This window comes from Faecalicatena fissicatena (assembly GCF_016900595.1).
In the GTDB taxonomy this organism is placed as follows: Bacteria; Bacillota; Clostridia; order Lachnospirales; family Lachnospiraceae; genus Claveliimonas; species Claveliimonas intestinigallinarum.
Genome location: NZ_JACLYY010000008.1, coordinates 62792 through 86240 on the forward strand (window position 1 = coordinate 62792; position 23449 = coordinate 86240).

At 55.4% G+C, this 23449-nt stretch carries 20 protein-coding genes and 1 riboswitch; all 20 genes read left to right on the plus strand.

Features of this window, described 5'->3' with window-relative positions; translation table 11 throughout:
* The first annotated feature begins 138 nt into the window (after positions 1-138).
* The 20 genes from H7U36_RS09465 to gltX all read left to right on the plus strand — a co-directional run bounded on the left by H7U36_RS09465 (position 139) and on the right by gltX (position 23447).
* Positions 139-3432 (plus strand): DUF5717 family protein, encoded by a 3294-nt coding sequence (locus H7U36_RS09465; protein ID WP_033124523.1) that lies wholly within the window; start codon positions 139-141, stop codon positions 3430-3432.
* 14 nt (positions 3433-3446) lie between these two features.
* Positions 3447-4730, plus strand: coding sequence for a DUF5716 family protein (locus H7U36_RS09470; RefSeq protein ID WP_191428677.1), 1284 nt, complete (start codon positions 3447-3449; stop codon positions 4728-4730).
* The gene (locus tag H7U36_RS09475) at positions 4705-5472 is read left to right on the plus strand and encodes a hypothetical protein (protein ID WP_033124525.1); all 768 of its coding nucleotides are present in this window, start codon (positions 4705-4707) and stop codon (positions 5470-5472) included. Before H7U36_RS09470 ends, H7U36_RS09475 begins: the two co-directional genes overlap by 26 nt.
* 147 nt (positions 5473-5619) lie before the next feature.
* On the plus strand, positions 5620-6462 hold the full coding sequence (locus tag H7U36_RS09480) for an amino acid ABC transporter substrate-binding protein (RefSeq protein ID WP_191493379.1): 843 nt from the start codon (positions 5620-5622) through the stop codon (positions 6460-6462).
* Positions 6463-6539: 77 nt separating this feature from the next.
* Entirely contained in the window at positions 6540-7190 is a 651-nt protein-coding gene (locus tag H7U36_RS09485) for an amino acid ABC transporter permease (protein WP_033124527.1), read from the plus strand.
* A gap of 16 nt (positions 7191-7206) precedes the next feature.
* On the plus strand, positions 7207-7896 hold the full coding sequence (locus H7U36_RS09490; protein ID WP_033124528.1) for an amino acid ABC transporter ATP-binding protein: 690 nt from the start codon (positions 7207-7209) through the stop codon (positions 7894-7896).
* Positions 7897-8114: 218 nt separating this feature from the next.
* Positions 8115-9542 (plus strand): amidophosphoribosyltransferase, encoded by a 1428-nt coding sequence (gene purF / locus H7U36_RS09495; protein WP_033124529.1) that lies wholly within the window; start codon positions 8115-8117, stop codon positions 9540-9542.
* 66 nt (positions 9543-9608) lie between these two features.
* The gene (purB, locus tag H7U36_RS09500; protein WP_033124530.1) at positions 9609-11042 is read left to right on the plus strand and encodes an adenylosuccinate lyase; all 1434 of its coding nucleotides are present in this window, start codon (positions 9609-9611) and stop codon (positions 11040-11042) included.
* A gap of 273 nt (positions 11043-11315) precedes the next feature.
* A riboswitch (glycine riboswitch) is annotated at positions 11316-11427 on the plus strand.
* Positions 11428-11581: 154 nt separating this feature from the next.
* Positions 11582-11962 carry a GrdX family protein gene (locus H7U36_RS09505; RefSeq protein WP_033124633.1) on the plus strand — a complete coding sequence of 127 codons (381 nt, stop codon included), beginning with the start codon at positions 11582-11584 and terminating at the stop codon, positions 11960-11962.
* 82 nt (positions 11963-12044) lie between these two features.
* Positions 12045-13325 (plus strand): glycine/sarcosine/betaine reductase component B subunit, encoded by a 1281-nt coding sequence (locus H7U36_RS09510; protein WP_205156060.1) that lies wholly within the window; start codon positions 12045-12047, stop codon positions 13323-13325.
* 19 nt (positions 13326-13344) lie between these two features.
* Complete coding sequence (gene grdB, locus H7U36_RS09515; protein WP_138302676.1) at positions 13345-14655, plus strand: glycine reductase complex selenoprotein B; 1311 nt, start codon at positions 13345-13347, stop codon at positions 14653-14655.
* A gap of 33 nt (positions 14656-14688) precedes the next feature.
* A complete protein-coding gene (gene trxB / locus H7U36_RS09520) occupies positions 14689-15633 on the plus strand; it encodes a thioredoxin-disulfide reductase (RefSeq protein WP_138302675.1) in 945 nt (314 codons plus the stop codon).
* Positions 15634-15657: 24 nt separating this feature from the next.
* Positions 15658-15975 carry a thioredoxin TrxA gene (gene trxA, locus H7U36_RS09525; RefSeq protein ID WP_138302674.1) on the plus strand — a complete coding sequence of 106 codons (318 nt, stop codon included), beginning with the start codon at positions 15658-15660 and terminating at the stop codon, positions 15973-15975.
* Between the two features lie 53 nt (positions 15976-16028).
* Positions 16029-16499, plus strand: coding sequence for a glycine/sarcosine/betaine reductase complex selenoprotein A (gene grdA / locus H7U36_RS09530; RefSeq protein WP_138302673.1), 471 nt, complete (start codon positions 16029-16031; stop codon positions 16497-16499).
* A gap of 66 nt (positions 16500-16565) precedes the next feature.
* Positions 16566-18104 (plus strand): glycine/sarcosine/betaine reductase complex component C subunit beta, encoded by a 1539-nt coding sequence (gene grdC / locus H7U36_RS09535; protein ID WP_205156061.1) that lies wholly within the window; start codon positions 16566-16568, stop codon positions 18102-18104.
* Between the two features lie 13 nt (positions 18105-18117).
* A complete protein-coding gene (gene grdD / locus H7U36_RS09540) occupies positions 18118-19269 on the plus strand; it encodes a glycine/sarcosine/betaine reductase complex component C subunit alpha (RefSeq protein WP_087173184.1) in 1152 nt (383 codons plus the stop codon).
* Between the two features lie 168 nt (positions 19270-19437).
* Entirely contained in the window at positions 19438-20670 is a 1233-nt protein-coding gene (locus H7U36_RS09545; protein ID WP_205156062.1) for a GNAT family N-acetyltransferase, read from the plus strand.
* Positions 20667-21152: a threonine/serine exporter family protein gene (locus H7U36_RS09550; RefSeq protein ID WP_243127112.1), complete on the plus strand. Its 486-nt coding sequence runs from the start codon at positions 20667-20669 to the stop codon at positions 21150-21152. The genes H7U36_RS09545 and H7U36_RS09550 overlap by 4 nt, the downstream gene beginning before the upstream one ends.
* An 86-nt stretch (positions 21153-21238) precedes the next feature.
* Positions 21239-21994 carry an SIR2 family NAD-dependent protein deacylase gene (locus H7U36_RS09555; protein WP_243127111.1) on the plus strand — a complete coding sequence of 252 codons (756 nt, stop codon included), beginning with the start codon at positions 21239-21241 and terminating at the stop codon, positions 21992-21994.
* On the plus strand, positions 21987-23447 hold the full coding sequence (gene gltX / locus H7U36_RS09560) for a glutamate--tRNA ligase (protein ID WP_138302669.1): 1461 nt from the start codon (positions 21987-21989) through the stop codon (positions 23445-23447). Before H7U36_RS09555 ends, gltX begins: the two co-directional genes overlap by 8 nt.
* Positions 23448-23449: the final 2 nt, after the last annotated feature.

The window sequence follows — 23449 nt, forward strand, 5'->3', positions numbered from 1 at the left end:
CATGTTTCTCTTAAATTTTTCTTTATTCTCTTATATTCTTCCAGATTTTCAGATTACGGCATTGCCATTCTGATTGCAGTAATGATATAATCTATTATAGTATGTCTAATAAAGGCGATGCAAGAAGAGGTGGAAGGCTTGAAGAATAAAATTAAGAAATTTTCAAAAGGTGACTTTCAGACGGCGGGCCCGGAGATCGTGTTCGACGAGACCTGTCTGATCCTTACCATCGGTGAGGGGGAAGTGTACCGTGGAAGTTTTACGATCAGAAGCCAGACAGACGGGGCGATCCGGGGGATTGTGTATCCGTCTTCTTTTCGTATGCGCTGCGTGGAACAGGGATTTGAGGGAAATCCCGTCACAGTGAGGTTTGAGTACGACGGGAGAAATCTGCGCCCCGGCCATGTGGAGCAGGGGAAGTTCTCGGTTGTCTGCAACGGGGGAGAGTACGAGGTGGCCTTCACTGCCATCATCGAGAAGCCCTATGTCATGACCGCCTACGGAAAGGTCCAGAGCACGGATGATTTCAAGCGTCTGGCCATCAAGGATTTCTCGGAGGCCCAGAGGCTGTTCCGCTCCCGGGAGTTCTACGAGGTGCTCAAGTACGAAAATCCCAGAACCTTCCATCTCTATGACAATATGCGCAAATGGGCCCTGGACGAGCAGGCTATGGAGGAGTTCCTGGTCGGGATCAAGCAGAAGGAGTGCATCTTCCTCACCCTCCAGGGGGAGGGAATGCTCTTTGAGGATCTGAAGGAGGCCACTAAGGGGAGCTTCACTGTCATCAAGAACACGTGGGGATTTATGCCTGTACACATCAAGACAGAGGGGGGCTTTATCACTGTGCCCCGGCCGGAGATCACCACCGACGACTTTGTGGGCAATGTGTATGAGCTGGAGTTTGTGGTGAACACAGATCACCTCCACGCGGGACGGAACTTTGGCAAGATCTACCTTGTTACCCCCTACGAGACTCTCACATACGATGTGGAGGTCCTGCAGAACGGGGAGTACGACGAGAACCGCCGGGAGATCGAGTTTCTGGCAGCTCAGATCCTGAAGGAATACATTGCCTGCGAGGCGGGCAGGATCGACCTGAATACCTGGACGAACAGCGCGGTGGAGAAGTCCAAGAAAATGCGCCAGTATGCGCCCCTGGATGACGGGCTGCAGCTCTTCCAGGCCCATATCTATATAAAGGGGGAGCGGATCGAGGAGGCCAAGTGGATCCTGGAAAACTATAATTACAATCGGTTTGCCATCGGCAAGGATCCGATTACAAACGCCTACTATCTGTATCTGACCGCTCTCATCCGGAAGAACGGAAGCCATGTGGAGAGGGTGCTGGATGAGATCGGGAAGACCTACCTGCGGCACCAGGACTCCTGGGAGCTGCTCCTCATGCTGCTGACCCTAGACCCCCAGTACCGGGATCCCTACCGCAGGCTCCGGGTGCTGGAGCAGCAGTTCTACGGGTACGAGACCAACCAGGTGCTTTTCTACCAGATTGCCTACCAGTGCTTTATGGAGAGGACGAACCTCTTGAAGAAGCTGGGAAAATTTGAGCTGCATGTGCTGAATTTTGCCGTGAAATACAGGCTGCTGACAAAGGAGCTGGCCCTCTACGCGGCCAACCTGGCCAGCCAGCAGAAGAGCTATGACGACCTTCTGTTCCATATACTGGAGCAGATCTACGACATGTACAAGGAGCCCATGATCCTGAACACCATCTGCACCCTCCTCATCAAGGGAAATAAGATGCAGCAGCGGTATTTTGTCTGGTATCAGCGGGCAGTGGACGCTGAGCTGAAGATCGCCCAGCTCTACGAGTACTATATGGAGACCATCGAGGAGGATAAAGTGCGGGAGGCCCTGCCCAGATCCATTTTCCTGTACTTCATGCACGGGAACAGTCTGGACTACAAGAAGGCGGCTCTCCTCTACGCCAACCTGATCACCTATGAGCAGTACGCCAGCGATCTGTACATCAGCTACCGGGAGCAGATGGTGGAGTTCGCCTGGGATCAGCTAGTGAAGAGGCACATCAACGAGTCCCTGAAGATCATTTACAAGCGCTTCTGCACCGAGGAGGAGATGACCGGGGAGAGGCTGGAGGCCATGCGGGATATCTGCTACGCCTACGAGGTGACTACAAAGGTGAAAGGCCTCAAGTGCGTCCTCGTCATCGAGAAGGACGGCTCCATCAAGCAGAGGGTACCCTACCGGGAGGAGGGGGCTATCGTCTACCTCTACGACAAAGAGGCCAGGATCATCTGGGAGGGCATGGACGGCCGCCACTACACGGACTCCATTGCCTTTGAGACAAGGCGGATGTTCTATGAGCCCAGATACCTGGAGATGTGCAAGAAATATATGTCCCACATGAACAGCTGGGGCGGGGATGGCGGCAAGGAAGAGGTCACCTTTGAAAATCTTCATATAAAGGATATAGATGAGTTTGACGAGAAGGAAGTGTTCCAGCTGTGCAGCAGGAGAATCCGTGAGGACAACTACGAGGAGGATGATTTCCTCCTGTACCTGTGCTTTGAGATGTTCAGGCGGCAGCAGTACGACAAGGTGACGCTGACCTATCTGTCTAATTTCTACTGCGGAGCTACAAAAGACATGAAGCAGCTCTGGAAGACAGCCAGAGATTACGGCGTCCAGACCGGGAAGCTGGGGGAGAGGATCATCACCCAGATGCTCTTCTCGGAGGACATGTTCGATGAGGAGGAGATCTTCATTGAATATTATCTGGGTGGAAACGCCTACTTCCGGCTGAAGCAGGCCTACCTGGCCTACGTGTCCAGAGAGTACATGGTGCGGGGCCGCAGTACCGGGAACACCATCTTTGAGATCATTGTCAATGAGAGGCGTCAGGAGGAGGAGCTGGCAGATATATGCAAGATCGCCCTGCTGCGCTACTACTCTGAAAGGGAGTACGGGCACGAGGTGGAGGGAGTGCTCCACAGCGTGCTGGGAGAGCTCTGCGAGAAGCAGATCATTTTTCCCTTCTACCTGAAATACCCGGAGAGCTGGCTGCGGGAGGCCCAGCTCTATGACAGGACCATGGTGGAGTACCGGGCCTCCAAGGGAGGAAAGGTGCGCATTGTCTATAAAATGCGACAGGACGGCGTGGACGATCTGGGATACCAGAGCGAGAGCCTGACCCCCATGTATGAAAATATTTACGTGAAGGATTTCATCCTCTACAAGGGAGACCTGGTGCGCTATTATTTCCAGGAGTCCCAGGGAAAGAAGACCTCCAGCCAGGAGGAGCACACCCTGGAGCAGACAAGGGATGTGCCGCCCATCGGCCGCTATGGAAGGCTGAACGCCATGTCGTCCATGGGGCCCGAGGAGAGGAAGGCGGCCATGGAGGAGTATCAGCAGGAGATCTATCTGGCTGAGCAGATCTTTGAGGAGTATTAAGGAGGAATTTTGCTGTGAGAGGCGGAAGCATATTAGGAATCGAACTGAATGACCAGTACTGCCAGATCAGCTTTTACGATGAGGAGAAGAATGAGCCGGAGACGCTGGAGACGGCGGTGGACAACTACCAGATCCCGCTGATCCTGGGCTACTACCGGGAGCAGTGGGTGTACGGAAGAGAGGCGAAGCGCCTTGCCACGGTGAACGAGGGCTGCACGGTGATAGACCTGTTTGAGCGGGCCAAGCGCCAGGAGAAGGTGCGGGTGGGGGCCAAGAACCATGACGCGGTGTGGCTGCTGGCCAAATTTTTCCAGCTGGCCCTGGCCCAGTTCCGGCATATCGAGTACCTGACCTTTTCAGTCCCCTACACGGATATTGACATCAGCAAGATGCTCAAGGGAGTGGGACAGTTTGTGGGCGTGCCCAAGGAGTCCGTCTACGTGCAGGACTACAAGGAGAGCTTCTGCCACTACATGTTCTACCAGCCAAAGGAGCTGTGGCAGTACGAGGCGGCCCTCTTCTACTGCGACAGAAATGAGATCAGGGCCTACATGCTGCGGCGGCTGCGGAAGCTGAGGGGCCGCGGGGACGAGCTCTTTGTGGCGGTGGACGAGGTGGCCAACGCCCATATGAAGGAGCTGGCGGCGGTCTATCCGGTGCTGAACGTGGACAAGGCAAAAGATGCGGACGAGAGGTTCAAGTCCTTCATCCAGAGCGTGTTTGACAAGAAGGTTGTCTCCTCCGTCTACCTGACAGGGGAGGGCTTTGAGAACAACTGGTACCCGGCCTCCCTGAAGGTGCTCTGTAATGGCAGACGGGCTTTCCTAGGCAACAATCTGTACAGCCGGGGGGCCTGCTACACAGCCTACAGAAAGTGCAGGGATTACGAGGACAGCCCCATCTATCTGGACAACACAAAGATGACGGACCAGATCTGCCTGCGCATGCGGGTGAACGGCAAGGAGGGCTGGTATCCCATCGTCCAGTGGGGCTCCCACTGGTACGAGGCGGACGGGCAGTGGGATGTGCTCCTGGAGGACACCTCTGACATTGAGATACACATTGAGTCCCTGGGGAGCGGGGAGCTCCAGGCGGAGACGGTCTCCCTGGCCGGGCTTCCGGAGCGGAAGGACTATGCCCTGCGGCTCACCATAGAGGTCATGTTCCTGGACGAGTACACCTGCAGGATCAGCTTCAGGGACGCAGGCTTCGGAGAGTTTTTCCCGGCTACGGATTTCCATGTAGAAAAGACGATTCACTTAGGAGGAAGCAATGGGCAGTTTAATTCTCTGTCATAAGAAGAAGGCAAAACATCCATATGAGATATCCAGGATCCACATGCGGATCTACACCATAGAGGAACTGTGCTATTATTTCTGCAACAACCTGTACCTGGTGGACTACACCATCATTAACAGGCAGCTCTGCGACTGGCTGGAGGAGGAGCTGGAGCTCTACGACCTGGCGGAAGAGCTCAGGGGCATCCTGGACCAGAACGGGCCGGTGGAGCAGTTCCTTCTGGCAGTGCTGAGCCACGCTTCCATCTACTCCTCCTCGGAGATCACCCGGATCCACAATGTGCTGGAGCACTTGAAGAACCAGAATGAGGTGGAGAGGGAGAAGTATAAGGCGGACAATCTCCTGAAGGCGGGGGAGGTGGCCTCGGCCATCCTTGTGTATCAGTCTATTGTGGGTAAAGAGTGGGACGACTCTGTGGGCAAGGAGTTTTACGGCCAGGTCTACGGCTGTCTGGGGTCGGCCTACGGCAGGCTCCTTCTCTATGAGGAGGCGGCCGCCATGTACGAGAAGGGCTTTAATGTGTGTCAGGACACGAAGATGCTGAAGGCCTATCTCTACTGCTGCTACAGGTATCTGCCCCAGGAGCAGTACGTGAAGATGCTCTCCAACGAGCCGGTCTACTTAAGCATCGGCTCAGTGCTGAAAGAAGAGATCCGGAAGGCGGCCGAGAGCGTGCAGGTGGAGGCGACGGACGAGCAGCTTAAAAAGTGGAAAAAGGAATACCAGAGAGGCAACATCTGAGCGGAGGCTCTTTGCTTGAAGAGACACTTATCCATAGTTGACAGGCCGTGGATAAGTGTGTTATTATAACTAGGCGATTTAGCGTGGTAGAGTAATCAATTGATAAATTGCTACTACAATAAAGCTGAATACGGGAGGAAACGAGAGATGAAAAAGAGACTGGCACTTGTGATGGCACTGACGATGACCACAGCGACCCTGCTGGCGGGCTGCGGCGGCAGCTCCGATAAGGGCGGGGACGACAGCTCGGACAGCCAGAGCGCATCAAAGACAGAGTTTACAGAAAAGAAAGAGGGAGACACATTCACAGTCGGCTTTGACCAGGACTTCCCGCCCATGGGATTTGTGGGAGAGGACGGAGAGTACACAGGCTTTGACCTGGAGCTGGCACAGGCTGTCTGCGACAAGATGGGATGGGAGTTCGTCCCGGAGCCCATCGCCTGGGACGCCAAGGACGCCATGCTTGAGTCCGGGGCTATTGACTGTATCTGGAACGGATTTACCATGAATGGCAGAGAGGACGACTACACATGGTCCGAGCCCTACCTGGACAACAGCCAGGTGTTTGTCGTGAGGGCTGATTCCGGCATCCAGTCCGCCGCGGACCTGGCCGGAAAGACGGTGGACGTGCAGACAGACTCCTCCGCCCAGGCGGCTCTGGAGGACAACCAGGAGCTGTCCAGCACCTTCGGCAATCTCCAGGTGATCGCGGACTACAACACGGGATTTATGGAGCTTGAGTCCGGTGTGGTGGACGCTGTGGCCATGGATATCGTGGTGGCCAGCTACCAGATCGAGTCCAGAGACGCGGACTTTGTGATCCTGGACGATGTGATCTCCACAGAGGAGTACGGCGTGGGCTTTGCCAAGGGCAACGAGGCAGTGAGAGACCAGGTGCAGACAGCCCTTGATGAGCTGGCTGCGGACGGAACTGTGGCTGAGATCTCCACAAAGTGGTTTGGCGAGGACATCACCACCATCGGAAAGTAAAAAGGTAAGAAAATATACAAAAAGGGCTGTCCTTTTGGGCAGCCCGTTTTGCCGGACTGGCAGAGAGGAGTTTTGTGATGGAATTTTCGGTTATGCTGGATCTCCTGATCAAGGGAACCGTGATGACGGCGGAGATCTTTTTCGTGACGCTGGTGCTGTCGCTCCCTTTGGGCCTGCTTGTGTGCTTTGGGAGAATGTCGAAAAATATTATTGTCCGCTCGTTTTTTAAATTTTACATATCAGTCATGCGGGGAACGCCCCTGATGCTGCAGCTCATGGTGTTCTATTTCGGGCCCTACTATCTGTTCCACATACAGATCACGGACACCTGGAAGCAGCTGGCCTGGATACTGGGATTTTCCCTGAACTATGCGGCCTATTTTGCGGAGATCTACAGGGGAGGCATCGAGTCCATGCCCCGGGGACAGTACGAGGCGGCCAAGATCCTTGGATACAGCAGGTCCCAGACCTTTATGCGGATCATCCTTCCCCAGGTGATCAAGCGGGTGATGCCCTCCATCACAAATGAGGCCATCACTCTTGTGAAGGATACATCCCTCGCCTTCACCCTGTCCATTATGGAGCTGTTCAACCAGGCCAAGGCCCTGGCGGCCCGGGAGACCAACATGATCCCCTACGCCATCGCGGCCCTGATCTACTATGTGTTCTGTCTGCTCGTGGCCTTTGTCATGGAGCGGGTGGAGAAAAAGATGAGCTATTACCGGTAGTGAGGAGGAGGCAGTCATGAGTCTGTTGGAAATTCGAGGTTTAAAAAAGAGCTTTGACGGCCTGGAGGTGCTGAAGGATATCTCGCTCCAGGTCAGACAGGGGGAGGTGCTGGGCATCATCGGCCCCTCCGGGTCCGGAAAGTCCACCCTTCTTCGGTGCGCCACCGGTCTGGAGACGCCGGACGGAGGAGAGATACGCTACGAGGGGACCTTTGGGCTGGTCTTCCAGAACTTTAATCTTTTCCCCCACTACTCTGTCATGAAAAATATCACGGACGCGCCTATCAAGGTACAGAAGCGCAGCAGGGAGGAGGTCTTTGCGGAGGCCCGCGCCCTGCTGGCCAAGATGGGGCTCTCCGACAAGGAGGATGCCTATCCCTACCAGCTCTCCGGCGGACAGCAGCAGAGGATATCCATCGCACGGGCTCTGGCCATGAACCCGGACATTCTCTTCTTCGACGAGCCCACGTCGGCTCTGGACCCGGAGCTGACCGGGGAGATCCTGAAGGTTATCCGTGATCTGGCCGCGGAGCACATGACTATGGTCATTGTCACCCACGAGATGAATTTTGCCAGGAACGTGGCGGACCAGATCATTTTCATGGACAAGGGCGTTATCGCTCAGCAGGGCACGCCGGAGGAGGTTTTTGGATCTTCTAACGAAAGAATGAAGGAATTTCTTGGGAAATTAGGGGAAAACTTATAAATCATCCAATGTTATTAAGAAATACTAATAAATAGACCGGAAAATAAATAATGAGTGCCAATCTTTGGCTGGCGGGGAGGAATATTGCTTTTCTCCCCGCCTTGTATTATACTTTTATGGGAAATTCAGCTGAATTTCCCGGAAACCAGACAATATGAAGCAACAGGCAGCGGCTCTTACGGGGGCGCTGCGTGGAATAAGGAGCGAAGGAAGCATACATGGAGAACTTTGAAAAAGTGACAACAGGTCTTGGAGAGGAATGTGGTGTTTTTGGAGCTTATGATATGGATGGGGGCGATGTGGCCCCCACTGTCTATTATGGGCTTTTTGCACTGCAGCACAGAGGGCAGGAGAGCTGTGGGATCGCGGTGACGGACACGTACGGGGAGAGAAAGGTGCGCTCAAAGAAGGGGCTGGGCCTCGTCAACGAGGTGTTTGACGAGGAGTCCCTCCACTCCCTTCACGGCAATCTGGGAGTGGGACATGTCCGCTACTCCACAGCCGGGGGCTCCAGGGCGGAGAATGCCATGCCCCTGGTCATTAACTACGTGAAAGGGGTGCTGGCCATCGCCCACAATGGGAACCTGACCAATGCGGTGGAGCTGCGGCATGAGCTGGAGCATACAGGGGCCATCTTCCAGACCACCATCGACTCGGAGGTGATCGCCTACCACATTGCCAGAGAGAGGCTGAAGGCGCCCAATGTGGAGGGAGCTGTGAAGAACGCCATGAAGAAGATCAAGGGGGCCTACGCCCTTGTGGTCATCTCTCCCAGAAAGATGATCGGAGCGAGAGATCCCTTCGGCCTGAAGCCCCTGTGCATCGGGAAGAGGGACAACACCTATGTCCTGGCCTCCGAGAGCTGCGCTCTGGCGGCCATCGACGCGGAGTTTGTGCGGGACGTGGAGCCCGGCGAGATCGTGTCCATCACAAAGGACGGAATCTCCTCGGATATGAGTATGGCCATCGACCCGGCAAAGCAGGCCAGATGCATTTTTGAATATATCTACTTTGCGAGGATGGACAGCACCCTGGACGGGGTGAATGTGTACCATGCCAGGATGACAGCCGGCCGGGCCCTGGCAGAGTCCTACCCGGTGGACGCGGACCTGGTGGTGGGTGTCCCCGACTCAGGCCTTGTGGCCGCCAGAGGCTACTCAGAGCAGTCCGGCATCCCAAACGGTATGGCCTTCCACAAGAACAGCTACGTGGGAAGGACGTTCATCAAACCGAGGCAGAGCGAACGGGAGTCCAGCGTGCGCATCAAGCTGAACGTGATCCCGGAGGTGGTCCGGGGCAAGAGGATCGTCATGGTAGACGATTCCATCGTCCGGGGTACTACCTGTGCCAACATCATCCGCATGCTGAAGAAGGCGGGGGCCACGGAGGTGCACGTGCGGATCAGCTCTCCACCCTTCCTGTACCCATGCTATTTCGGGACGGACGTGCCCTCCAACGAGCAGCTTATCGCCCACTCCCACACCACGGAGCAGATCCGGGAGATGATCGGGGCGGACTCTCTTGGCTACATGGAGATCGACAAGCTGAGGGACATGGTGGGAGACCTGTCCTACTGTGACGCCTGCTTCACAGGGAATTACCCCATGGAGGTGCCCGGGAAGGATGTCTCCCTGGCTTTTGAGTAGAAGCTGTGCTAGAATGAGAGAAAGAGAAGAGAAACCATTTTTGAGCAGAGAAAGGAAAGAAAATCTATGAGTCACGACAGATATGTAAGCCCGCTCTCCGAGCGGTATGCCAGCAGGGAAATGCAGTACATTTTCTCACCTGATATGAAGTTCCGCACATGGAGGCGCCTGTGGATCGCTCTGGCGGAGACGGAGAAGGAGCTGGGACTTCCCATCACCGATGAGCAGATCGAGGAGCTGAAAAGCCACGCGGACGACATCAACTACGATGTGGCGAAGGAGAGGGAGAAGCTGGTGCGCCACGACGTCATGTCCCACGTCTACGCCTACGGCCAGCAGTGCCCCAAGGCAAAGGGGATCATTCACCTGGGCGCGACATCCTGCTATGTGGGGGACAACACGGACATCATCATCATGTCCGAGGCGCTGAAGCTGGTTCGCAGGAAGATCGTGAATGTGATATCCGAGCTGGCGGATTTTGCCGACAGGTACAAGGATCTTCCCACTCTGGCTTTCACACACTTCCAGCCGGCACAGCCCACCACGGTGGGAAAACGCGCCACTCTCTGGCTCCAGGAGTTCATGATGGATCTGGAGGATCTGGAGTATGTGCTGGGGAGCCTGAAGCTCCTTGGCTCCAAGGGAACAACGGGCACCCAGGCCAGCTTTCTGGAGCTCTTTGACGGGGATCAGGAGACCATCGACAAGATCGATCCCATGATCGCCAGGAAGATGGGCTTTGATGCCTGCTATCCGGTGTCCGGCCAGACCTACTCGAGAAAGGTGGACACAAGAGTGCTGAACGTGCTGGCGGGCATCGCTGCCAGCGCACACAAGATGTCCAACGACATCCGTCTTCTGCAGCATCTGAAGGAGGTGGAGGAGCCCTTCGAGAAGAACCAGATCGGCTCCTCAGCCATGGCATACAAGAGGAACCCCATGCGCAGCGAGAGGATTGCGTCCCTCTCCAGATACGTCATGGTGGACGCCCTGAACCCGGCCATCACATCCGCCACCCAGTGGTTTGAGAGAACCCTGGACGATTCCGCCAACAAGCGCCTCAGCGTGCCCGAGGGCTTCCTGGCCATCGACGGCATCCTGGACCTGTGCCTGAACGTGGTGGACGGCCTTGTGGTCTACCCGAAGGTGATCGAGAAGCATCTCATGGCAGAGCTTCCCTTCATGGCTACCGAGAATATTATGATGGATGCCGTGAAGGCAGGAGGAGACCGGCAGGAGCTCCATGAGCGCATTCGTGAGCTGTCCATGGAGGCGGGAAAGAACGTGAAGGAGAAGGGCCAGGAGAACAACCTCCTGGAGCTCATCGCGGCTGACCCGGCCTTTGGACTTAGCCTGGACGAGCTGAAGAGGACTATGGACCCGGCGAAGTACACGGGCCGCGCCTCCGTCCAGGTAGACAGATACCTGACGGACATCGTCCGCCCCATGTTGGAGGAGAACAAAGAGCTCCTGGGTGTGAAAGCGGAGATCAATGTGTAAGAAGAATAAACAGAGGAGCCAGTCCGGCTCCATACAGGGCGGGCAGGAAGCAGAATGTTTCCTGCCCGCCCTTTGTCTGTCAAAAAAAGGTGTGATAAAAAACTAACAAAATTTCAAGTCTGAATTTGTGCAGAACACACAAAAATAATCTTCTTGACAATGCGGGTATTGCAAAAAAGTTACAATTAGGGTAGTATGAACTTGTCATTGAACAGACCTATAAATCATAAAGATTTATAGATGAGACAAATGAGACATGCAATTGGATACGGACGATCTCTTTCACGAGAGAGCTGACAAAGAGCAGCCGCCGAAGAGGCAAGCCGGAGGACGAAAAAGCTGGTTCACCGGTGAAACTTTCAGGCAAAAGGATTGGAAGAGGGACGAATTCTGAATATAATGCAAAGATGGGCATGGGGCGGATGCCCATGCGCAGGCAGAAGTAGACAGAGCGGGGCGGCAGACACGTAGAAGTGTTTGTGACGCCTCTTTTTTATTCCAGAGAAAAGACCTCCGGACAGGTAGAAGGAGAGAAGAGGATGGACAGCTACATGATTTTGACTAACAATCCGCTTGCGGCCCGGAAGCTGGAAGGGCGCAGGAGGGTATGTTATATATCCGTTCCCTATGAGGAACTTCTAAGAGAGGCGGAGAAAAAGATCTGCCAGGGCTACAGGCTTCTGTCGCACCCCCTGTCGGGGAGTGTGAAGCCGAAGGAGACACCATACAAATCGGTCATGCTGAGCGGGAAGAAGGAGGAGGTGGACCCGCAGTCCGTCAGGCTGATCGAGGCGGCCATACAGACCTGTGAGAAATTCACAGACCGACAGAAGAGCTACGGGCAGGAGGTGTACGAAGACTTTCAGCTCATTGACTGGACTCTGCTGGAGAGTGCAATGGAGTCGGCGGACGTATGGTAGACCCGTCATTGAGAGGCAGCGAAAAGCTGCGGGAAATCATGGCAAGCAATCATAGCGTAGAAGAGCAAGGAGGTAAAGAAACGTGAGATTAGAAATGGGCCACATTTACATCAGGGATATCCAGTTCGCGGACGAGAGCAGAATTCAGGACGGTGTCCTTTATGTGTCAAAGGAGGAGCTGGAAAAGACAGCTCTGGAGGATGAGAAGATCAAGGCAGTGTCCTTTGATATTGCCCGCCCCGGCGAGTCCGTCCGCATCACACCGGTGAAGGACGTGATCGAGCCGAGAGTGAAGGTGGAAGGGACAGGAGGCGTATTCCCGGGAGTGATCTCCAAGGTAGACACAGTGGGAAGCGGAAAGACATACGCTCTCAAAGGCATGGCTGTAGTGACAGCGGGACGCATCGTCGGATTCCAGGAGGGTATCATCGATATGACAGGACCGGGAGCACAGTACACACCCTTCTCCCAGACACTCAATCTGGTGATGGTGTGCGAGCCGGTTGACGATATCAAACAGCATGACTATGAGAAGGCAGTCAGATTTGCCGGATTCAGAGTTGCGGCTTACATTGGGGAGCTTGCCCGCAGCCTGACACCGGATGAGACAAAGGTGTACGAGACATGCACCATAAAGGAGGGGATGGAGAAATACCCGGACCTTCCCAGGGTAGCTTACGTGCAGATGCTGCAGAGCCAGGGGCTTCTCCACGACACCTACGTGTATGGGGTAGACGCGAAGAAGATCCTTCCCACGATCCTGAGCCCCACGGAGATCATGGACGGCGCCATCGTTTCAGGAAACTGCGTGTCCGCCTGTGACAAGAACCCCACCTATGTACATCAGAACAACCCGGTAGTGCACGACCTCTTTGAGGAGCACGGTAAGACGCTGAACTTTGTGTGCCAGATCATCACCAACGAGAACGTGTACCTGGCGGACAAGCAGCGCTCCTCCGACTGGACGGCAAAGCTGTGTAAAATGCTGGATCTGGACGGCGTCATCGTATCCCAGGAGGGATTTGGAAACCCGGATACAGACCTGATCATGAACTGCAAAAAGATCGAGGCCGAGGGCGTGAAGACCGTCATCATCACAGATGAGTACGCCGGACGGGACGGCCGGTCCCAGTCCCTGGCGGACGCGGACGCGGCTGCGGATGCCGTTGTCACAGGGGGAAACGCCAACCAGGTAGTGATCCTGCCCAAGCTTGACAAGGTCATTGGCACCCTGGACTATGTGACAAAGATTGCGGGAGCCAGCGAGGAGACCCTGCGGGAGGACGGCTCCCTGGAGGTGGAGCTGCAGGTCATCACAGGGGCCACAAACGAAACCGGATTTAACAAACTGAGCGCAAGGTAGAAGGGAGGACATACAGGAAATGAGTAAGATCAAAGTTGTACATTATATCAATCAGTTCTTCGCCAACATCGGCGGGGAGGAGAAGGCAGACTACCCGGCGGAGCTGCGCGTGGGCGAGGCTGTGGGCCCCGGACTTGCGTTCAAGATGAATTTTAAGGACGAGGCGGAGATCATCGCCACCGTGGTGTGCGGCGACTCCTATTTCAACGAGAATCTGGAGAAAGCCAAGGCAGATATCCTGGCCATGGTCAAAGAGCAGGACCCGGATGTGTTCATCGCCGGACCGGCCTTCAACGCGGGGCGCTACGGCGTGGCCTGCGGCACCATCGCGGCGGCTGTCCAGGAGGAGCTGGGTATCCCGGCGGTGACAGGCATGTACGTGGAAAATCCGGGAGCGGATATGTTTAAGGACAAGGTCTACACGATCTCCACAAAGAACAGCGCGGCTGGCATGAGAGCGGCGGTGGCTAAGATGGCCCCCCTGGCCCTGAAGCTGGCAAGAGGAGAACAGATCGGAGCCTCCTGCGAGGAGGGGTATATGCCGGGCGGCGTCAGGGTAAACTTCTTTGAGAAGGAGAGGGGATCCAAAAGAGCGGTCCAGATGCTCCTCAAGAAGCTGGCCGGCAAGCCCTTTGAGACAGAGTATCCGATGCCCAGCTTTGACAAGGTGGCGCCCAATCCACCTATCAAGGATCTGGCCCATGCCAAGATCGCCCTTGTCACATCCGGCGGCATCGTTCCCAAGGGAAATCCGGATCACATTGAGAGCTCAAGCGCGTCGCACTACGGCGAGTATGATATCACCGGGGTGACGGACCTCACATCCGACACCTACGAGACGGCCCACGGCGGGTACGATCCGGTCTACGCCAACGAGGATGCGGACCGGGTGCTCCCGGTGGACGTACTCCGGGAGATGGAGAAGGAAGGAAAGATAGGCGAGCTGCACCACATCTTCTATACGACAACAGGAAACGGCACGGCTGTTGCCTCTGCCAAGGCCTTTGCGGATGAATTTTCCCAGAAGCTGAAGGCGGATGGCGTGGACGGCGTGATCCTGACCTCTACATGAGGCACCTGTACTCGTTGCGGTGCAACGATGGTGAAAGAAATTGAGAGGGCTGGCATTCCGGTAGTACACATCTGTACAGTAACACCGATCTCCATGACCGTAGGAGCCAACAGGATCGTTCCGGCTATCGCGATCCCCCATCCCCTCGGAAATCCGGCTCTGGACCACGAGGAGGAGAAGAAGCTCCGCCGCCATATTGTGGAGAAGGCGTTGACAGCCCTTACCACGGAAGTGGACAGTCAGACGATTTTCGATTAGAATAGATGAAAAAAGAAAAAGGAGATGTTACCCATGAGCAAAGTTTATGACGTGATCGTCCTGGGCGCCGGCCCGGGCGGGCTTGCGGCCGGTCTGTACGCCGGCAGGAGCAGGCTCTCCACCCTGATCATCGAGAAAGGCCAGGACGGAGGACAGATCGCCATCACGGACGACATTGAGAACTATCCGGGGCAGATTGTGGAGGGAGAGACAGGACCCTCGCTCATCGCCCGCATGACACAGCAGGTGGAAAAATTCGGCGCCGAGAGAGTCTCCGACACCATCAACGCGGTGGAGCTGGACGGCGAGATTAAGATTTTGAAAAGCGCCAAGGCAGAGTACCAGGCAAAGAACGTGATCATTGCCACAGGAGCCTATGCCCGGCCCATCGGCTGCAAGGGTGAGGCGGAATTCAGAGGAAAGGGAGTTTCCTACTGCGCTACCTGCGATGCCAACTTCTTTGAGGATCTGGAAGTGTTTGTCGTAGGAGGAGGCGACTCCGCAGTGGAGGAGGCCATGTACCTGACCAAATTTGCCAGAAAAGTTACCATCATCCACAGAAGAGACGAGCTGCGCGCAGCCAAATCCATCCAGGAGAAGGCCTTCGCAAACCCGAAGATCGAGTTCTTCTGGGACAGCGTGGTGGAGGAGTTAGGAGGAGACGACATCCTCCAGTGGATGAAGGTGAAGAATGTCAAGACCGGCGAAGTGAGAACTGTGGAGGCGGACGAGGAAGACGGCATGTTCGGCGTGTTCGGTTTTATCGGCACTGTACCCAACTCAAAGCTCTTTGAGGGAATTCTGGATATGGATGAGAGAGGCTATATCCGGACAGATGAGGACATGCACACCAGCATCCCCAACGTCTACGCGGTGGGAGATGTCCGCATCAAGAGCCTGCGCCAGGTCGTGACGGCGGCCGCGGACGGAGCCATCGCCGCCGTACAGGTGGAGAGGAGCCTGTCGGATTATTTCTAAAATTTAAAAGGAGTGTAGAAAACAATGATCGATGTTGACAAGACCACATTTGAAGAGGAAGTGCTGAAAGCAGACGGATATGTATTCGTAGATTTTTACGGGGACGGCTGTGTGCCCTGTCAGGCCCTCATGCCCAAGGTACATGAGTTTGCCGACACATACGGGGATAAGATGAAATTCACATCCCTGAATACCACAAAGGCCCGCCGCCTTGCCATCTCCCAGAAAGTGCTGGGACTCCCGGTGATGGCCATCTACAAGGATGGAGAAAAGGTGGAGGAGCTTGTGAAGGACGACTGTACGCCCGAGAGCATTGAAGCGATGATTAAGAAATATCTTTAATCATAAAAAACAAAAGCAGCAAAAAACAACAGAAGAAAGGAGAACGCATAATTATGGCTATTTTGGAAGGCAAAAAAGTAATAATTATCGGAGACCGTGACGGAATTCCGGGGCCTGCCATCGCTGAGTGTGTAAAGACAGCGGGCGGGGAAGTGGTATTCGCGTCCACGGAGTGCTTTGTCTGAACGAGCGCAGGCGCAATGGATCTGGAAAATCAGAAGAGAGTAAAGGAGTTCGCTGACGAGTACGGCCCGGAGAACCTTGTTGTAGTTCTCGGAGCCGCAGAGGGCGAGGCTGCAGGACTTGCAGCTGAGACCGTGACAGCGGGAGACCCCACCTTCGCAGGTCCATTGACAGGAGTCCAGCTTGGACTTCAGGTTTATCACGTATGCGAGCCGGAGATGAAGGAAGAATTTGACGAGGCTGTCTATGATGAGCAGATCAGCATGATGGAGATGGTTCTCGATGTGGATGACATCATTTCCGAGATGACAGCTATCAGAGAGCAATATTGTAAATTCTAGGAGGGCGGGGCGGTGTCACCCCGCCGCCCTGCTTATTATGGTAAAAAGAAGAAAGGGGAAAAACCCATGAACAGTGTGATCAAAGGGGCAAGCTACATTTTAGTACATACGCCTGATATGGTTTTGTATAACGGAACAACACAGACGACAGAGCGCATCGTCAATCCCGAGTCGGAGTATCTGAAGGAGGTGCCTGACAGGCTCCGCACGTACGAGGAGGCGGTATCCTACTGGCCCAACCAGACCTACATCGGCAACGTCCATCCGGAGGAGCTGGCGGAGGTGGAATTCCCCTGGTACGACAAGAAGATGGAGGGGGCACAGCGCTACGGCAAATTCGGTGAGATCATGCCTGAGGAGGAGTTCCTCCTTCTTGTGCAGGCCAGCGACATGTTCGAGGTGGTACGGCTGGAGAAAGGGTTTGTGGCAGCCCACAGGGAGGCCTTTGCCAAGGATCCGGTGATCACGGAGGAAATCCTTGAAAGAGTGCACGAGGGCGTGGAGCTCTCCGAGATCGAGCAGTTTGTAAACGAGGAGCACGCGGAGGGACTCTATTTTGACGGCAAGCTGGTAGGCTGCGTGAAGGCTGCCCACGATATCGACCAGAACCTGTCCGCCCATGTGATGCACGAGAACCTGATGAGCAAGGCGTCCAGCGTCCTGGCACTTCTCTACGCTGTCCGCAACGCGGGCATCAGGAAGGAGGACGTGGAGTACGTCATCGACTGCGCGGAGGAGGCCTGCGGGGACATGAACCAGAGAGGCGGGGGTAACTTCGCCAAGGCGGCAGCAGAGGTGGCGGGACTTGTGAACGCTACTGGCTCTGATGTGAGAGGCTTCTGCGCAGCGCCTGTGCACGCGGTCATCGAGGCGGCGTCCCTGGTGAAATCCGGCGCCTACAGGACCGTGGTTGTCACAAGCGGCGGCTGCACGGCCAAGCTTGGTATGAACGGCAAGGACCATGTGAAGAAGGGCCTCCCCATCCTGGAGGACTGCCTGGGCGGATTTGCCGTTGTCATCACAGAGAACGACGGCGTAAGCCCGGAGATCGACCTTGGCATGCTGGGACGCCACACAGTGGGCACAGGTTCTGCTCCCCAGGCTGTCATCGGCAGTCTTGTAGCGGATCCTCTGGACAGAGCGGGCATGAAGATCCCGGATATCGACAAGTATTCACCGGAGATGCAGAACCCGGATATCACCAAACCGGCGGGAGCCGGAGATGTGCCTCTTGCCAACTACAAGATGATCGGCGCTCTGGCTGTGAAGAGAGGAGAGCTGGACCGCAAGGAGCTGGCAGACTTTACAAAGAAGCACGGACTGACCGGCTGGGCGCCCACCCAGGGACATATTCCCTCCGGTGTGCCTTACATCGGCGTTGCCAGGGAGGATATCCTGGAAGGAAAGATCAAGAATGCCATGATCATCGGAAAGGGAAGCCTCTTCCTTGGCCGTATGACCAATCTTTTTGACGGCGTGTCTTTCGTGATCCACGGAAACACGGCAGAGCAGGAGAAGAAAGAGAGCGGCGTCTCCGAAGAGGAAGTAAAAGGGCTGATCGCAAAAGCCATGAAAGAGTTCGCGGCAGCGCTTCTGGCAGAGTAAAGGAGGGTGGAACATGGCTGATCATATTGAGAAAATAATCGCCTCCACCTTTATGGAAATGGCAGAGGGACTGGAGAGCGGCCGGTTCGGGAAAAAGCCCAAGATCGCTCTCACCGGTATGGGAAGCGAACACGGCGAGGAGAACGCTATGGAGGCGGCTGTTGCGGCTGCCAGGGAAGGCATTGATGTGTATTACATCGGCACCCTTGAGGCGGAGGGCGTGACCACGGTGAAGGTGGCGGACGAGGATGAAGGACACAGGAAGATGGAGGAGCTCCTGAAGAACAAGGAAGTGGACGGGGCTGTCACCATGCATTTCCCGTTCCCCATCGGCGTCTCCACTGTGGGCCGGGCCGTCACCCCTGCCAGGGGAAGAGAGATGTTCGTGGCCACCACTACGGGTACCTCCAGCGCGGACCGCATTGAGGGCATGATAAAAAATGCCATTTACGGGATCATCGCCGCAAAAGCCTGCGGAAAGGAGCATCCCACAGTCGGGATCCTGAACGTGGACGGGGCGCGTCAGACAGAGATTGCCCTGAAGCAGTTGAAGGAGAACGGGTACGATATCACATTTGCCGAGTCCGCCAGGGCGGACGGAGGCTGTGTCATGAGAGGAAACGATGTGCTCCAGGGGTCGGCGGATATTATGGTATGTGATTCGCTGTCCGGGAATATCCTGATCAAGATGCTCTCCTCCTTCACGACAGGAGGAAGCTATGAGGCGTCAGGATTTGGCTACGGCCCTGGTATTGGGGAAAATTATGAGCAGCTGGTGCTGATCATTTCCAGGGCTTCCGGCGCGCCTCTCATCAAGGGGGCGCTGAGCTATGCGGCTGAGCTGTTGAGAGGTAAGGTGTTTGATATCGCGAAGGAGGAGTTCGCCGCAGCCAAGAAGGCGGGCCTGGCGGATATCCTGGCAGCGAGAAAGGCGTCTGCAAAGCCTGTGGAGCAGGAGGAAGTGAAGGCGCCGGCCAAGGAACCGGTGACATCACAGATCGCGGGGATCGAGATCATGGATCTGGAGGACGGCGTGCGGGCTCTCTGGAAGCTGGGGATTTATGCGGAGAGCGGCATGGGCTGTACAGGGCCTATCATCCTGGTGTCTGACGCCAACCTGGGCAGAGCCCAGGAGGAGCTGAAGAAGGCCGGATATATCAACTAAAAGTATAAGGAGAGGAGGCAGCGTCTGGTATGCCGGGACGCCGCCTCCTCTTTTGCTATTGTTTTTGTGTAAGAACAGTCCAAAATTCCTCTGTCATTTTTGAAAGGATGGTGTTATAATAGGCTGAACTTGTAAATGGAAACAGCGGATAGAGGGATGGAAAAAGGGATGGAAATTCAACAGGTTACACTGCAGAAGACTGCATTTCTCGATTTACTGATGCTGGCAGATCCCCAGGAGGACATGATAGAGAAGTATCTGGACTCCGGGGATATGTTTGCGTTATACGATGACCAGGGGCAGGTGCAGTCTGTCTGTGTTGTCTGTCAGATTGGGAAAAGAAAATGTGAGCTGAAGAACCTGGCCACCAGGGAGGAGGCTCAGGGCAGGGGGTATGGCACGGCCCTTGTCCACTATGTGTGCGAGAAATACAGCTATCAGTGCGACACCATGTATGTGGGGACCGGGAACACGGAGAAGACGATCCGCTTTTACCAGCACTGCGGCTTTGTCCACTCCCACATCGTGCCCGGTTTTTTTACGGCCAATTACAGGGAGCCCATCCGGGATGATGGCATCCTGCTGACAGACATGGTCTATCTGAAAAAGGACTTAAGGACCGAGGCGGATCCCAAGAGAGTGCTGGATCTGGCTCTGGAGGCGGGGCGTATCCTCCTGAAGAACGGGGGCGAGATTTTCCGTGTGGAGGAGACGATCAAATATATATGCAGCCGCTTCCACGTGGAGGATGTGGACACTTTTACCCTCAGCCACGCCATCATTGTCAGTATCAAGATCGGCGACGGGGACACCTACACAAGGGTGAAGCATATTCCGCTGTCCTCCTCCCACCTGGGGATCGTGGCGGAGGTGAACGCCCTGTCCCGGGAGATCTCAGCCGGGCTTGTGGGGATTGACGAGGCCTTTGCGCGGCTCAGGGAAATCGAGCAGATCCCGCCCACAAAGGGATACTTCCAGATCCTGGCCGCGGGCATGGGCAGCGGCTGCTTTGGATTTCTTCTGGGGGCGGGCGTGACGGACAGCCTGGCGGCCTTCCTCATAGGCTGTCTCCTGTACGTGTGGGTCCTGACGTCCAAGCGGTTTCACATGTCCAAGATCATCGTCAACATTGTGGGTGGGGCCCTCATCACATTCCTGGCCCTCCTGTTCCGGCATTTCTTCCCGGCTGTCCTTCACCTGGACGGCATGATCATCAGCGGCATCATGCCCCTGGTGCCGGGGATGGCCTTCACAAACGCCATCCGGGACATTGCGGACAGTGACTTTCTGTCGGGTACAGTGCGGATGATAGACGCTCTCCTCGTCTTCGTCTACATTGCCATCGGCGTCGGCTTTACGCTGGGAGTCTACACAAATATCATGGGAGGAGCGGGCATATGATGAGTGTTGTGCAGGATGTGCTTTTGAATTTTTTCTGTGCCTTTTTCGGCACTATCGGCTTCGCGGTCATGTTCAACGTGCCCAGGCGCTTCTATCTGAGCTGCGGGCTGACGGGGGCCATGGGCTGGATGGTGTACTGTCTGGCAGTACAGGGAACCTCGGCGGCTGTGGCGTCCTTTTTCGGGGCCCTGGTGGTGGTGCTCATCTCCCGGATCCTGACTGTGCGGCTGAAATGTCCTATCACCATCTTTATGATATCCGGTATTTTTCCCCTGGTGCCCGGGGCGGGGGTGTACTACACGGCCTACTATCTGGTGACAAACCAGCTGGGGGAGGCGGCCCAGCGGGGGCTTGGCGCGGTGAAGGTGGCCTTTGCCATCGTCCTTGGCATTGTGTTCATCGTCTCCATCCCCAGAGAATTTTTCCAGCCCCGGTACTGGAAAAAGAGATGGAAGCTCCGCAGAGCCTCCAAAGAGGCTTGATTGTCATAAATTAAGTGTGGTACAATAAGGTATGTTATAATCCTTTTATGGTATGGATATAGAAGGACAAAAAGGAGGCGGAGACTATGTCAGCTATTGCGGGAACGATTTACGGGATGCTCAGGGAGAGCAGATACACAGTGGTGCTGAGCGGACGGGGCATGCTGGAGGAGAGCGGCTACCCGGTGGTGCGGGACGGAGGAGAGTCCTATGCCATTGAAGAAAAGTACGGGTACTCCGCCGAGGAGATCTTTTCCAGCGCCTTCTTTTCTACCCGGAAGCAGCAGTTTTATGAATTTTACAGGAATGAAATCCTCTCGGCAGTAGACATACCGCCCGGAAAGGGGTATTATGAGATGGCCAGGCTGGAGCAGGCCGGTATCTTTCAGACCATCATCACAAGAAGGCTGTTCCACCTTCCCAGCCGGGCGGGCTGCAGCAATGTCATTGAGCTGCACGGCAGCATTTTCAGAAATTACTGTCCTCATTGCGGCAGAGAGTATCCTGTAGAATACATAAGGAACACGGACAGAATTCCCCTGTGCGAGACATGCGGGCAGGCGGTGAGGCCGGACGTCATCCTCTTCGGGGAGATGGTGGACAACCAGGTCATCACCAGGGCCGCCACTGAGATGCAGAAGGCGGATGTGCTCCTTGTGCTTGGGACCAATCTGAAATCCTTCCTCTGCAGCCAGCTCACCGGCTACTATGAGGGGGAGAAGCTGATCGTCATAGACGGAGAAGACCACTTCTCCAACAAGGACGCGGACATCTTCTGGCAGAGCCGGGTGGATGACGCGCTGGGAGAAATAATCACAGAAATGGAGAGAGACAATGAGTAAAGTAAGAACAAGATTTGCACCGAGCCCCACAGGCAGGATGCATGTGGGCAATCTGCGGACTGCGCTCTACGCGTATCTGATCGCAAAGCACGAGGGAGGTGACTTTATCCTCCGGATCGAGGATACGGACCAGGAGCGCTTCATGGAGGGGGCTCTGGATATCATATACAGAACACTTGAGAAGACAGGACTTGTCCACGATGAGGGACCGGACAAGGACGGAGGGGTGGGCCCCTACGTGCAGAGTGAGAGAAATGCTTCCGGCCTCTATCTGAAGTATGCCAAGCAGCTCATCGAGCAGGGGGACGCCTACTACTGCTTCTGCGACAAGGAGAGGCTGGAGTCCTTAAAGAGCAAGGTGTCCGGCGACGGCACGGAGATCGTGGTCTACGACAAGCACTGCCTCCATCTGAGCAAAGAGGAGATTGAGGCTAATCTGGCGGCCGGCAAGCCCTATGTGATCCGCATCAACATGCCAACGGAGGGGACGACTACCTTCCATGATGAAATCTACGGGGACATCACAGTGCCCAATGAGGAGCTGGACGACATGATCCTGATCAAGTCAGACGGGTATCCCACCTACAACTTCGCCAACGTGGTGGACGACCATCTGATGGGGATCACCCATGTGGTAAGGGGGAATGAGTACCTGTCCTCCGCTCCCAAGTACAACCGCATCTATGAGGCCTTCGGCTGGGATGTGCCGGTGTACGTGCACTGCCCGCTGATCACGGACGAGAACCACAAGAAGCTGAGCAAGCGGTGTGGCCATTCCTCCTACGAGGACCTGCTGGATCAGGGCTTTGTGTCAGAGGCCATCGTCAACTACGTGGCCCTGCTTGGCTGGTGCCCGGAGGGGACCCAGGAGATCTTCTCCCTGGAGGAGCTGGTGAAGGTCTTCGACTACCGCCATATGAGCAAGTCCCCGGCCGTGTTTGATGTTCAGAAGCTGAAGTGGATGAACAGCGAGTACCTGAAGGCCATGGATTTTGACAAATTCTACGAGATGGCAGAGCCCTACATCAGGGAGGTCATCACCAGGGATATGGACCTGAAGAAGATCGCCGCCCTCGTGAAGACGAGGATCGAGATCTTCCCGGATATAAAGGATCATATTGATTTCTTTGAGGAGCTTCCGGAGTACGACACCTCCATGTACTGCCACAAGAAGATGAAGACCAACGAGGAGACCTCTCTGGAGGTGCTGCGGGAGACACTGCCTCTCCTTGAGAGCCAGGAGGATTACAGCAACGATGCCCTCTACGCCACGCTGAAGTCCTATGTGGACGAGAAGGGCGTCAAGATCGGCTATGTGATGTGGCCGCTGCGGACAGCCGTGTCCGGCAAGCAGAGCACTCCGGGAGGAGCCACAGAGATCATGGAGGTTCTGGGAAAAGAGGAGTCTCTGGCCCGTATCCGCAGAGGAATTGAAAAGCTGGAAGCGAGGTAGGA